General features: G+C 49.1%; 9 protein-coding genes. 2 read left to right on the top strand and 7 right to left on the bottom strand.

Annotated features, from left to right (window positions below; all coding sequences use genetic code 11):
* Positions 1-7: 7 nt before the first annotated feature.
* From oppC to QLG09_RS01855, 4 genes are all read right to left on the bottom strand, one after another.
* A complete protein-coding gene (oppC, locus tag QLG09_RS01870) occupies positions 8-916 on the bottom strand; it encodes an oligopeptide ABC transporter permease OppC (RefSeq protein ID WP_014170446.1) in 909 nt (302 codons plus the stop codon).
* Between the two features lie 14 nt (positions 917-930).
* Positions 931-1,851 (bottom strand): oligopeptide ABC transporter permease OppB, encoded by a 921-nt coding sequence (gene oppB / locus QLG09_RS01865; protein ID WP_014170447.1) that lies wholly within the window; start codon positions 1,849-1,851, stop codon positions 931-933.
* Between the two features lie 83 nt (positions 1,852-1,934).
* Positions 1,935-3,566, bottom strand: coding sequence for an oligopeptide ABC transporter substrate-binding protein OppA (gene oppA, locus QLG09_RS01860; RefSeq protein ID WP_020882381.1), 1,632 nt, complete (start codon positions 3,564-3,566; stop codon positions 1,935-1,937).
* Positions 3,567-4,338: 772 nt separating this feature from the next.
* Positions 4,339-4,986: a YchE family NAAT transporter gene (locus QLG09_RS01855; protein WP_014170449.1), complete on the bottom strand. Its 648-nt coding sequence runs from the start codon at positions 4,984-4,986 to the stop codon at positions 4,339-4,341.
* A 479-nt stretch (positions 4,987-5,465) separates the two neighbouring features.
* Between QLG09_RS01855 and adhE the strand changes: the two genes are divergently transcribed.
* Positions 5,466-8,144, top strand: a complete 2,679-nt coding sequence (gene adhE, locus QLG09_RS01850; RefSeq protein WP_025203929.1) for a bifunctional acetaldehyde-CoA/alcohol dehydrogenase — start codon at positions 5,466-5,468, stop codon at positions 8,142-8,144.
* A 65-nt stretch (positions 8,145-8,209) separates the two neighbouring features.
* Here adhE and tdk read toward each other — a convergent pair whose 3' ends face one another.
* Positions 8,210-8,824, bottom strand: coding sequence for a thymidine kinase (gene tdk, locus QLG09_RS01845; protein ID WP_025203928.1), 615 nt, complete (start codon positions 8,822-8,824; stop codon positions 8,210-8,212).
* Between the two features lie 549 nt (positions 8,825-9,373).
* Here tdk and hns point away from each other — a divergent pair.
* Positions 9,374-9,787 carry a histone-like nucleoid-structuring protein H-NS gene (gene hns, locus QLG09_RS01840; protein WP_008502781.1) on the top strand — a complete coding sequence of 138 codons (414 nt, stop codon included), beginning with the start codon at positions 9,374-9,376 and terminating at the stop codon, positions 9,785-9,787.
* A 200-nt stretch (positions 9,788-9,987) separates the two neighbouring features.
* Here the strand turns inward: hns and galU are convergent, their stop codons facing one another.
* Both galU and rssB read right to left on the bottom strand, forming a co-directional pair.
* Complete coding sequence (gene galU / locus QLG09_RS01835) at positions 9,988-10,896, bottom strand: UTP--glucose-1-phosphate uridylyltransferase GalU (protein WP_014170452.1); 909 nt, start codon at positions 10,894-10,896, stop codon at positions 9,988-9,990.
* Positions 10,897-11,096: 200 nt separating this feature from the next.
* Complete coding sequence (gene rssB / locus QLG09_RS01830; protein ID WP_134178728.1) at positions 11,097-12,110, bottom strand: two-component system response regulator RssB; 1,014 nt, start codon at positions 12,108-12,110, stop codon at positions 11,097-11,099.
* Positions 12,111-12,125 lie beyond the last annotated feature (15 nt).

The raw sequence follows: 12,125 nt of genomic DNA, 5'->3' as shown, positions 1-12,125 counted from the left end.
GCGCTCCTTAACGGTCTTTCGGGTCGAGGGCATCACGCAGGCCATCGCCGATAAAGTTGAAACAAAACAGGGTGACGACCAGGAAGCCCGCCGGGTACAGAAGCAACCACGGTGAGACTTCCATTGAGTTTGCACCATCACTCAGAAGCGCGCCCCAGCTGCTCAGTGGCTCTTGTGTACCCAGACCCAGGAAGCTCAGGAAAGATTCAAACAGGATCATGCTTGGTACCAGCAGCGAGGCATATACCACCACCACGCCGAGCACGTTAGGAACGATATGGCGAACCACAATATTACCGGTGGAGACACCGCCCACCTGCGCCGCTTCGATAAACTCTTTACGCTTAAGACTCAGCGTCTGACCACGAACGATTCGCGCCATATCCAGCCAGGACACCATCCCGATTGCCACGAAGATCAACAGGATATTCTGGCCAAAGAAGGTCACCAGCAGGATAACGAAGAACATGAACGGGAAGGAGTTTAAGATTTCCAGCATACGCATCATGACGGAGTCCACTTTACCGCCAAGGTAGCCTGAGAGAGAGCCGTAAAGCGTACCCACGATCACCGCCACCAGGGCGGCAGCAATACCAACCATCAGCGAAATGCGGCCACCGATAGCGACACGCACCAGCAGGTCGCGCCCTGAGGAATCCGTACCAAAATAGTGCCCGGACGTCATATCGGGTGCGCTGGACATCATGCCCCAGTCGGTGTCGAAATAGGTAAATTGCGACAGAATCGGCGCCAGGGTGACAAACAGCGCGATGAGCACCAGAACAACCAGGCTGGCGACCGCGGCGCGGTTATGCATAAAGCGACGACGGGCGTCTTGCCAGAGGCTACGACCTTCTACTTCCAGTTTTTCACTGAAGTTTTCCAGCGCCTCGCTGTTTTTCTTACTCAACATCATGGCGTGCTCCAGTATCAGTAACGGATTTTCGGGTCGATAACGGCATACAGCACATCGACGATAGCGTTAAACAAAATGGTCAGTGCGCCGACGAGGATTGTCAGGCTCAGTACCAGTGAATAGTCGCGGTTCAGCGCGCCATTAACGAACAGCTGACCAATGCCCGGCAGACCGTAGATGGTTTCGATAACCATTGAGCCGGTGATGATCCCAACGAATGCCGGCCCCAGGTAGGAGAGCACGGGCAGGAGCGCAGGCTTGAGTGCATGGCGGAATATAATCCGGCGCATCGGCAGCCCTTTCGCACGCGCGGTACGGATGAAGTTCGAGTGCAGGACTTCAATCATGGAACCGCGGGTGATACGCGCGATACTGGCGATATAAGCCAGGGAGAGAGCCACCATTGGCAAAATCATGAACTTCAGTGCCCCGCCATTCCAGCCGCCCCCAGGCAGCCATTTCAGCGTAATGGCAAATATCATCACCAGTAATGGCGCGACAACGAAGCTGGGTATAACCACCCCGGTCATCGCCACCCCCATTACGGTATAATCCCATTTGGTATTTTGTTTGAGCGCGGCAATAACGCCCGCGGTGACGCCGAGAACGACGGCAAGGATGAATGCCGCAGCACCCAGTTTCGCCGAGACAGGGAAGCTGGACGCCACCAGGTCGTTAACGGAATAGTCTTTGTATTTGAATGACGGCCCAAAATCACCGTGCGCCAGTTGCTTCAGATAGTTGAAGTACTGCGTGGAGATAGGATCGTTTAAGTGATACTTCGCTTCGATATTGGCCATCACTTCCGGTGGCAGCGTACGTTCACCGGTAAATGGACTTCCCGGCGCGAGACGCATCATAAAGAAGGAAATCGTAATTAGAATAAATAACGTTGGTATCGCTTCTAAGCAGCGACGCAGGATAAATTTCAACATTGCCCGTACCTTCTGGCGTGTGCCTGATGAATGTTACAAAGTAGACACAGTGGGGCAAGCCAGGCCTGCCCCACGTATTGCCATTAATGCTTGATAATATAAAGATTCTTAACGGAAATATTATCCAACGGGTCTTTGCCGGTATAACCCCCTACCCACGGTTTCACCAGGCGGGCGTTAACGTAGTAATAGACCGGTACAATTGCAGAGTCTTTATCGAGCTGCTCTTCTGATTTCGCGTACAGATCAGCGCGCTGCGCATCGTCTGTGACTTTCAGCGTATCAGTAATGATCTTATCGAATGCCGGGCTCTTATAGTGCGCGGTGTTATTCGAACTGTCACTCAGCATGGTGTTCAGGAAGGATGTTGGTTCGTTATAGTCCGCACACCAGCCGGCACGCGCCACGTCGAACGTCCCCTGATGGCGGGTATCCAGGAAGGTTTTCCACTCCTGGTTTTCCAGCTTCACGTTCACGCCCAGGTTTTTCTTCCAGATAGACGCGACGGCGATAGCCAGTTTTTTATGCAGGTCAGACGTGTTGTACAGCAGGTTAAACGTCAGCGGCTTGTCAGCGGTATAACCGGCTTCAGCCAGCAGTTTTTTCGCTTCTTCGTTACGTTTTTCCTGTGACCACTTGAACCACTCAGGCTCAACCAGTTTCATACCGTCGGTATAAGGAGGGGTATAGCTGTATGCCGGCAGGTCGCCCTGGTTTTTCACTTTGTTCACGATAATATCGCGATCCAGTGCCAGCTTGAGCGCTGTACGCACGCGCACATCAGTGAATGGTGCTTTCTGGTTGTTGATTTCGTAGTAGTAAGTGCAGAGATACGGATCAACATGCACTTCTTTCGGGATCTCTTTTTTCAGCTTCTGGAACAGTTCAATCGGCATGTTGTTATAGGTCATGTCGATTTCGCCGCTGCGGTAACGGTTAACGTCAGTAACTTCAGAAGAGATTGGCAGGTAGGTTACCTGATTAATGACGGTTTTCGCGTTATCCCAGTACTGCGGGTTACGCTCCAGAACCATACGTTCGTTGACCACCCAGTCTTTCAGTTTATAAGCACCGTTGGTCACGATATTGGCAGGCTGAGTCCATTTTTCACCAAATTTTTCCACCGCGGATTTTGGTACCGGGGAAACGGACGGGTGAACCAGTAATTTGTAGAAGTACGGAACAGGCTCGCTCAACGTCACTTCAAAGGTATTGGCATCAATCGCTTTCACACCCAGGTCGGTGACCGGTTTTTTACCGGCGATGATGTCATCAATATTGGCGATGTGGCCATATTGCAGGTAGCTCGCATACGGAGAGGCGGTGGTTGGATTCGCCAGACGCTGCCAGCTATACACGAAATCTTCGGCGGTAACCGGCGTACCGTCGGACCATTTCGCATCTTTACGCAGATGGAAGGTCCAAACTTTGAAATCTTTATTTTCCCATTTTTCCGCCACACCCGGTGCAGGGTGGCCGTCTACATCGGTCACCAGCAAGCCTTCGAACAGGTCGCGGTTGACGTTAGACTCCGGAACACCTTCAATTTTGTGCGGGTCAAGAGACTGAACTTCCGCACCGTTGTTACGAACCAGCGTCTGTTTCTCAGCCAGTTGAACGCCTGCAGGAACGTCCGCAGCCATTGCAGCGTTGCCCGCGATTAGCGCAGTTAAAATCCCCGCCGCTACCAGATTTTTTTTTGTGATGATGGACATTGTGTTGGTACTCCACTCATTATAATTACTGGCCTTCGCCAGCTGTGTAATCCCCTGTTGGGGCCTGTACAGCGCAGGAGTTTTTTTTGCTGCTGTCAGGTTCTTCTTTTTACTTCTTGCTATCACCGACTTTTTTATTACTGACCGCTCGTATGGCCGTCTTGCGTCGATTCTTCACAGGTCTCCCCTGTCTGAGGCCTGCGCTGGATATCTGAGAAGAGGACTATATGAAAATAATTCTCATCTGCTTGTTTTATGCTGCAAAATATTAGGCCGGAAAGTATCAAATGGCGTAAACGCGCGCCAATACATTTTGCAAATTTGTTAAGCAATTCTCTTTTACGGTGAGTACCGTATCTCGGGGGGCAGCCCTGCCTGACATCAAATACCGCATAAAAACATTGGTATTCAATATGATAGAGAAAACATTCTCTACAAGCGCGTCGCTGCGCTATCATCAAGTGGTTTTGTACAAAAATTTAACAACTGATTATTATTTAGCACATTCCTCTAGGGGAACGTTGAAATTACTAATATCATTTCGGTTATGACTCAGCAAGCCCCAGAGTATCATGTGAGTAAAATAACAGGTCGATTGAAGGTTTTATGCGCAGAGAGGCACGAGGTAAATTGATAACTTATTGAAATATAAGAAAAGCGGATTATTAGTAGAATTTATTATGATATGTGAGCATTTCAACTTTAGTTATATGATTTGCTGATAATCACGTAAAAAAACGGAGCCGCAGGCCCCGTTCTTTCATTTGAAATATTAGTGCAGTAAGCCGGGGAAAATGCTTTTAATACCGGTGACAATAAATTCGATGCCTAACGCCATCAACAACAGCCCCATGATACGCGTAATGACGTTGATGCCCGTTTGCCCAAGCCAGCGCACCAGCCAGGGGGCCATGCGGAAAACACCCCAACAACACAGTGCGAAGATAGCGATGGCGACAGAAAAGCCAATCAGGTGCATCAGGCTATGGTAACGTGTCCCCCAGACAATGGTGGAACTGATCGCACCAGGCCCTGCCATTAAAGGCAACGCAAGCGGGACCACGCCGATACTTTCGCGAATGGCGGTTTCTGATTTCTCCTGTTTGTTCTGCTTATCCTCACCTAGCTTACCGCTGATCATCGACATGGCAATGGTCACCACCAGGATGCCACCCGCGATGCGGAAAGAATCAATTGAAATGCCGAACAGCTGGAGAATGGCATCACCCAGGAAAAGCGAGGTGAGCAAGATAATGGCCACTGACAGGTTAGCGGTGAGGTTGGTTTTGTTCCTGGCCGCCGCCGTCTGGTAACTGGTCATACTAATGAAGACAGGGATGATCCCTACCGGGTTGACCAGGGCAAACAGACCAATAAAAAATTTAAAATACGTTGGAAAATCAAAGAGCGTTTGGATCACGTTTTGCTCCGCTTATGCACATGCCCGGGACTGACACTTTGTCATGAAAAATCGCGCTGAAGATACGCTTTTTATGAGCATACTTCACCAGAAATCTGTGCCTAAACGTTATCCTTTCAGGATGTTAAACAGATGTAGAATCAGTGATAGCATCACTTCCAATAGTTACTTAATTATTTAACACTGGAAATATCTACAATAAATAACCCTGCTGAAAGGTATCAGCTTGGGGAAAAATTGACGCAGATCATGATTTTCGTACTCAGAAGTGAGTAATCTTGATTACGCCCCCCAGGAAGGTCACCTGTCACAAAGGGATGATGTTAAGGTAAGGCTCTTTTAGTAAGTTAGCGCGCCAGAGCATAAAGTAACTCTTTGTTTTACTTTATCTAACGCAAGTCGTAGTGGCTCTGTCTATACTGTCAGACGTATCGAGCGCTGGTTTACTAAAAGAGTTTAAACATTATCAGGAGAGCATTATGGCTGTTACTAATATCGCTGAACTGAACGCACTCGTCGAGCGCGTGAAAAAAGCCCAGCGTGAATACGCCAATTTCACCCAAGAACAGGTTGATAAAATCTTCCGCGCGGCCGCTCTGGCTGCTGCAGATGCTCGAATCCCTCTCGCTAAAATGGCCGTTGCTGAATCCGGCATGGGTATCGTTGAAGATAAAGTGATCAAAAACCACTTTGCTTCAGAGTATATCTATAACGCCTATAAAGATGAGAAGACTTGCGGCGTCCTGGCTGAAGATCATACCTTCGGTACCATCACCATTGCTGAACCTATCGGTATTATTTGCGGTATCGTTCCAACGACTAACCCAACGTCTACTGCCATCTTCAAATCGCTGATCAGCCTGAAGACCCGTAACGCAATCATCTTCTCCCCTCACCCACGTGCTAAAGATGCCACCAACAAAGCAGCGGATATCGTGCTGCAGGCTGCTATCGCTGCGGGTGCGCCAAAAGATCTGATCGGCTGGATCGACCAACCGTCTGTTGAACTGTCTAACGCCCTGATGCACCACCCGGACATTAACCTGATCCTGGCAACCGGTGGTCCTGGCATGGTTAAAGCAGCATACAGCTCCGGTAAACCGGCTATCGGTGTAGGTGCGGGTAACACGCCTGTTGTTATCGACGAAACGGCCGATATTAAACGTGCTGTTGCATCTGTACTGATGTCTAAAACCTTCGACAACGGTGTTATCTGTGCGTCTGAACAGTCCGTTGTTGTTGTAGATTCCGTCTATGATGCGGTTCGCGAACGTTTCGCCAGCCACGGCGGCTACATGCTGCAGGGCAAAGAGCTGAAAGCCGTTCAGGATATCATTCTGAAAAACGGCGCGCTGAACGCCGCCATCGTTGGTCAGCCAGCCTATAAAATCGCTGAACTCGCCGGCTTTACCGTTCCGGCAACCACCAAGATTCTGATCGGCGAAGTTAAAGTTGTCGACGAAAGCGAACCGTTCGCTCACGAAAAACTCTCGCCTACGCTTGCTATGTACCGTGCGAAAGATTTCGAAGACGCGGTAGTAAAAGCGGAGAAACTGGTTGCAATGGGGGGTATCGGTCATACCTCTTGCCTGTACACCGACCAGGATAACCAGCCAGAGCGCGTTGCTCACTTCGGTCAGATGATGAAAACTGCGCGCATCCTGATTAACACCCCGGCTTCTCAGGGTGGTATCGGTGACCTGTACAACTTCAAACTCGCACCTTCCCTGACTCTGGGTTGTGGTTCCTGGGGTGGTAACTCCATCTCTGAAAACGTTGGTCCAAAACACCTGATCAACAAGAAAACCGTTGCTAAGCGAGCTGAAAACATGTTGTGGCACAAACTTCCGAAATCTATCTACTTCCGCCGTGGCTCTCTGCCAATCGCGCTGGATGAAGTGATTACTGATGGCCACAAACGTGCGCTCATCGTGACTGACCGTTTCCTGTTCAACAACGGCTACGCAGACCAGATCACTTCTGTTCTGAAAGCGGCTGGCGTTGAAACTGAAGTGTTCTTTGAAGTTGAAGCTGACCCAACCCTGACCGTAGTACGTAAAGGTGCTGAACTGGCGAACTCCTTCAAACCCGATGTGATCATCGCACTGGGTGGTGGTTCCCCAATGGACGCCGCGAAAATCATGTGGGTTATGTACGAGCACCCAGAAACACACTTCGAAGAACTGGCGCTGCGCTTTATGGACATCCGTAAACGTATCTACAAGTTCCCGAAAATGGGCGTAAAAGCGAAAATGATCGCCGTTACTACCACTTCCGGTACAGGTTCAGAAGTCACGCCGTTTGCCGTTGTAACCGACGATGCAACCGGTCAGAAATACCCACTGGCTGACTACGCGCTGACGCCAGACATGGCTATCGTTGATGCCAACCTGGTCATGGAAATGCCGAAATCACTCTGTGCGTTCGGTGGTCTGGATGCAGTGACTCACGCCCTGGAAGCTTACGTTTCCGTCCTGGCTTCTGAGTTCTCTGACGGTCAGGCTCTGCAGGCTCTGAAACTGCTGAAAGAAAACCTGCCAGCGTCTTATAATGAAGGGTCTAAAAACCCGGTTGCCCGTGAACGTGTTCACAGTGCAGCAACCATCGCCGGTATCGCGTTTGCTAACGCCTTCCTGGGTGTTTGCCACTCAATGGCACACAAACTGGGTTCACAGTTCCACATTCCTCACGGTCTGGCGAACGCCCTGTTGATCAGCAACGTTATCCGTTATAACGCGAACGACAACCCAACCAAGCAGACTGCTTTCAGCCAGTACGACCGTCCACAGGCACGTCGTCGTTACGCTGAAATCGCAGACCACCTGGGTCTGAGCGCACCGGGCGACCGTACTGCGGCGAAGATTGAGAAACTGCTGGCATGGCTGGAAAGCCTTAAAGCTGAGCTGGGTATTCCTAAATCTATCCGTGAAGCGGGCGTTCAGGAAGCTGACTTCCTCGCGCATGTTGATAAGCTGTCTGAAGATGCATTCGATGACCAGTGTACCGGTGCTAACCCGCGCTACCCGCTGATCTCTGAGCTGAAACAGATCCTGCTGGATACCTTCTACGGCCGCGAGTTCAAAGAAAATGACACTGTTGCTGTGAAAGTAGACGCACCTGTCATTAAAGCTGACAAGAAAGCGAAGAAAAACGCGTAACTGACAGCCTGATAAAAAACCCGCCTCTGGCGGGTTTTTTTATGTCTGCATTTTACTGTGAAGGATTATTTGCGGTTGTCAGGCTGAAGCGCCGTCAGTGAGCCGACAATCAACGCTTCCTTATAATGCTTACGGCACACTGATACGTAGCGCTCATTGCCACCTATCACCACCTGCTCGCCATCAGCATAAGGTTTTCCGGCCTGGTCGAGGCGAAGCACCATGCTGGCTTTACGGCCGCAAAAACAGATGGTTTTAAGTTCAACGAGTTTATCCGACCACGCAAGTAAATACTGGCTGCCGGCAAATAGCTCACCACGAAAGTCAGTGCGCAACCCATAGCACAGAACGGGAATATCAAGCTCATCGACAACCTCTGAAAGCGCATGAACTTGCTCACGCGTCAGAAACTGGCTTTCATCAACCAGAACACAATGGATGGGCTGTGAAGCATGCGCTGTGCGGATATCCTCCAGCAGGTCAGTTTGCGGGTTAAACAGCCTTGCAGGCGATGAGAGGCCTATTCTGGAACTCACCTTCCCTGCACCAAAGCGGTCGTCAATTTCAGCCGTATAAACAACGGTACGCATCCCACGTTCCTGGTAATTGTATGAGGATTGCAGTAGCGCTGTCGATTTCCCGGCATTCATTGCCGAATAGTAGAAATAAAGTTGTGCCATTGGCCGTAAAACCCTAATCAATGTGTAATATTACCGATGATTCATTGTACCATATTTTGTCTGGTTATCAGCGATACGACGCACAGACTATGCGGTTCAGCGCGGGGTTTACCACCGGCGTTTTGCAAAAATAATGCGTTAAAACATGAAGTAAACGCATCCAGCCCAGCCAATATGTTATAGGGTCAGCCAAACATAACACTTCATTTTATAGTGGAATCATCGTTCATTAAAATTCACTATTTATTAACTATTTCTGCCTTAACATACCCGGTGTAAACTAATACAAAAGGCTGATATTTATCCGCCGCAACTATAATTCCTGAGGCAAATGTCACAAAAAAAAGATGCAATCGACTGCGTTAAGCCACTTTACGTGATAACAAGCGAGACTGGCGGGTTATGAAATTTAAGTTAGCGTAATTAATAATAGCGGCAATATTCACTATTTTTTGAATTCCTTACATTCCCAGCTATTGCACAACTGAATTTATCGCTCTATTATTAGGACAACAAACCACCCCCCATTATAAGTTTGAGATTACTACAATGAGCGAAGCACTTAAAATTCTGAACAACATCCGTACTCTTCGTGCGCAGGCAAGAGAATGTACCCTCGAAACGCTTGAAGAAATGCTGGAAAAATTAGAAGTTGTAGTTAATGAACGTCGCGAAGAAGAAAGCGCTGCTGCTGCTGAAATCGAAGAGCGTACTCGTAAACTGCAGCAATATCGTGAAATGCTGATTGCTGATGGTATCGATCCAAATGAATTGCTGAACAGCATGGCTGCAGCTAAAACCGGTACCAAAGCAAAACGCGCTGCTCGTCCTGCTAAATATAGCTACGTTGACGAGAACGGCGAAACTAAAACCTGGACCGGCCAGGGTCGTACTCCTGCTGTTATCAAGAAAGCAATGGACGAGCAAGGTAAACAGCTGGATGACTTCCTGATCAAGGATTAATCATCTCGCTTCCAGAAAAATCCCGCGTAATGCGGGATTTTTTTTACCCGCAATTTACCGCAAACATCCCCTTACACTCTGTCATAAAGCGTTATTTGGCTATTTAGTTTGCCTTACAATCGGACGTGATGACGGCGTGTTATGGGCATAAAAAAACCGGTGGGCAGAGCCTCACCGGTTCAGATCAAATGAAGCCTGAGTTATTTCTTAATACCCGCGCTCTCTTTGAGCCAGGCTTTAAATTCTTCACCGAGCGTATTGTGGCGAATGCCATATTCTACAAACGCCTGCATATAACCGAGCTTATTACCGCAGTCATGGCTCTTACCTTTCATATGGTAAGCTTCAACGGTCTCTTTCTCGATCAGCATATCAATGGCATCGGTAAGCTGGATTTCATCACCCGCTCCTGGAGGCGTTTTCGCCAGCAGAGGCCAGATTTCAGCACTCAGGACATAACGACCTACAACCGCCAAATTAGAAGGCGCTACGTCGGCTTTAGGCTTCTCAACCACGCCAATCATCGGCACGCTCTCACCCGGTTCAAGGTTAACGCCTTTGCAGTCAACAACACCGTAAGCGGTAACGTCATCCACAGGTTCAACCATGATCTGGCTGCTGCCTGTTTCATCGAAGCGTTTGATCATCTCAGCCAGATTGTCCTGAGAAAGATCTGATTCATATTCGTCCAGAATAACGTCAGGCAGGATCACCGCAACAGGCTCATCACCTACAACGGGATGCGCACACATGACTGCGTGGCCCAGACCTTTAGCCAGCCCCTGACGCACCTGCATAATGGTGACGTGTGGCGGGCAAATAGACTGAACTTCTTCCAGTAGCTGGCGCTTAACACGTTTTTCCAGCATGGCTTCGAGTTCAAAACTTGTATCGAAATGGTTTTCGATAGAGTTTTTTGATGAATGTGTAACCAGCACAATTTCAGTAATGCCGGCCGCGATACATTCGTTAACGACATACTGAATTAATGGCTTATCAACCAGAGGCAGCATCTCTTTAGGAATCGCCTTAGTTGCTGGTAACATCCTGGTCCCCAATCCCGCTACCGGGATGACGGCCTTTCTGACTTTCGAATTTAGGGCAGCCATTCAAATTCTCCTGAGCTGTTCAAGTTTTGAACTTTTATGCAATAAATAACGCGTTAAGTATATCAGCCTCATCCCGCAGTCCGGGTCTGAAAAGAACGCGTTGCCGATCAATTAGGACAAATACGCATGATTCCGGGCAGCGATAGTAGCACTCCCCATAAATCACAGGTAAAGCAATCTTAAAATTAAGATCCAACTGCTTATTCCGTGGACAACATTAAGCGTAGCCGTCCCCCGGCACCCCAAATTTGGCACTGCCAGGAGGAACAGCGATGGCTAATTTGATTAAGATAAGCCGTACCCAATGTTCCAAGCGGTACACCGTTACTGACCTGAATATGATGTTCCCCGGTATTCAGCGAGGCATTAAGCCCCGCGGAAACGAGGATAAGATTTTTCAAACCGCTGTGGTAATAACCTACCAACAGCGGAAACTGTCCGGGTAAATTGGCCTGACGAAAAAGCTGGTTTACCTGTTTGAGTAAACTGCCTAACTCGGGAAGCCGCTGTCCCTGATGGGAGAGTTGTTCCTGCAGCAACCCGTTAAATAGCGCGCGAAGTAATAACGCGGCTAATACACCATTATCCCCTGCCCGGGTGACATCAAGACAATAAAATGCAAGGTCTGAATCCGATAATGGCGCAATATCGAGCACCAGCCCTGGCTGGTCAGCGGCCACCAGCTGGCGATAATTCACACGACAGTGAGAAATATTTTGTTGCACCGGCGGTTGAAGTTCTTGCAACAGTTTCGCCGCCGCAGGGGGATTACTCACTAAGGCGTCCCAGTCCTGGAAAAGGCGTTCCTCTTCCTCAACCCGGGAATTAAACATATTGGGATAAAGACAGGCTAAGACGGTTTCACGAAGCCGGCTAAGATCTTTAACCGGTTTTAGCAGAATATCCTGAACCCCCAGACGTAAGGCTTTGGCTATATCCGCCATGTTCTCTGTGGCGGAAATCACCAGTATCGGCATCTGGTTGGCTTCATTGCGCAGATGTTCGACCAGCTTCAGTCCATTCATCCGTGGCATCTCAAGGTCACAAATCATCAGATCAGGCGTGATATTGACCATTTTTTCCAGCGCGTCGATGCCATCGTCAGCCAGTGAAGTATTTGCCCCCAGTGATGATAACCACGAATCCAGTAGCGATCGGAAAACGGGCTCGTCTTCAACAATCAAAATGTGTTTTCCGGCCAATGGCTTCGTCATGGTTCCTCCCCTGGC

Origin of the sequence: Enterobacter sp. V89_11, from assembly GCF_029967775.1 — a bacterium.
Lineage (GTDB): Bacteria > Pseudomonadota > Gammaproteobacteria > Enterobacterales > Enterobacteriaceae > Enterobacter > Enterobacter ludwigii.
The sequence above is the reverse complement of the archived record's forward strand: the minus strand, read 5'-3'. Positions and strand labels throughout refer to the sequence as shown.

Excerpts from the sequence above, each read along its gene's own strand:
- oppC (WP_014170446.1), bottom strand. The coding sequence starts at position 916 with ATGATGTTGAGTAAGAAAAACAGCGAGGCGCTGGAAAACTTCAGTGAA.
- oppB (WP_014170447.1), bottom strand. The coding sequence starts at position 1,851 with ATGTTGAAATTTATCCTGCGTCGCTGCTTAGAAGCGATACCAACGTTA.
- oppA (WP_020882381.1), bottom strand. The coding sequence starts at position 3,566 with ATGTCCATCATCACAAAAAAAAATCTGGTAGCGGCGGGGATTTTAACT.
- adhE (WP_025203929.1), top strand. The coding sequence starts at position 5,466 with ATGGCTGTTACTAATATCGCTGAACTGAACGCACTCGTCGAGCGCGTG.
- tdk (WP_025203928.1), bottom strand. The coding sequence starts at position 8,824 with ATGGCACAACTTTATTTCTACTATTCGGCAATGAATGCCGGGAAATCG.
- hns (WP_008502781.1), top strand. The coding sequence starts at position 9,374 with ATGAGCGAAGCACTTAAAATTCTGAACAACATCCGTACTCTTCGTGCG.
- galU (WP_014170452.1), bottom strand. The coding sequence starts at position 10,896 with ATGGCTGCCCTAAATTCGAAAGTCAGAAAGGCCGTCATCCCGGTAGCG.
- rssB (WP_134178728.1), bottom strand. The coding sequence starts at position 12,110 with ATGACGAAGCCATTGGCCGGAAAACACATTTTGATTGTTGAAGACGAG.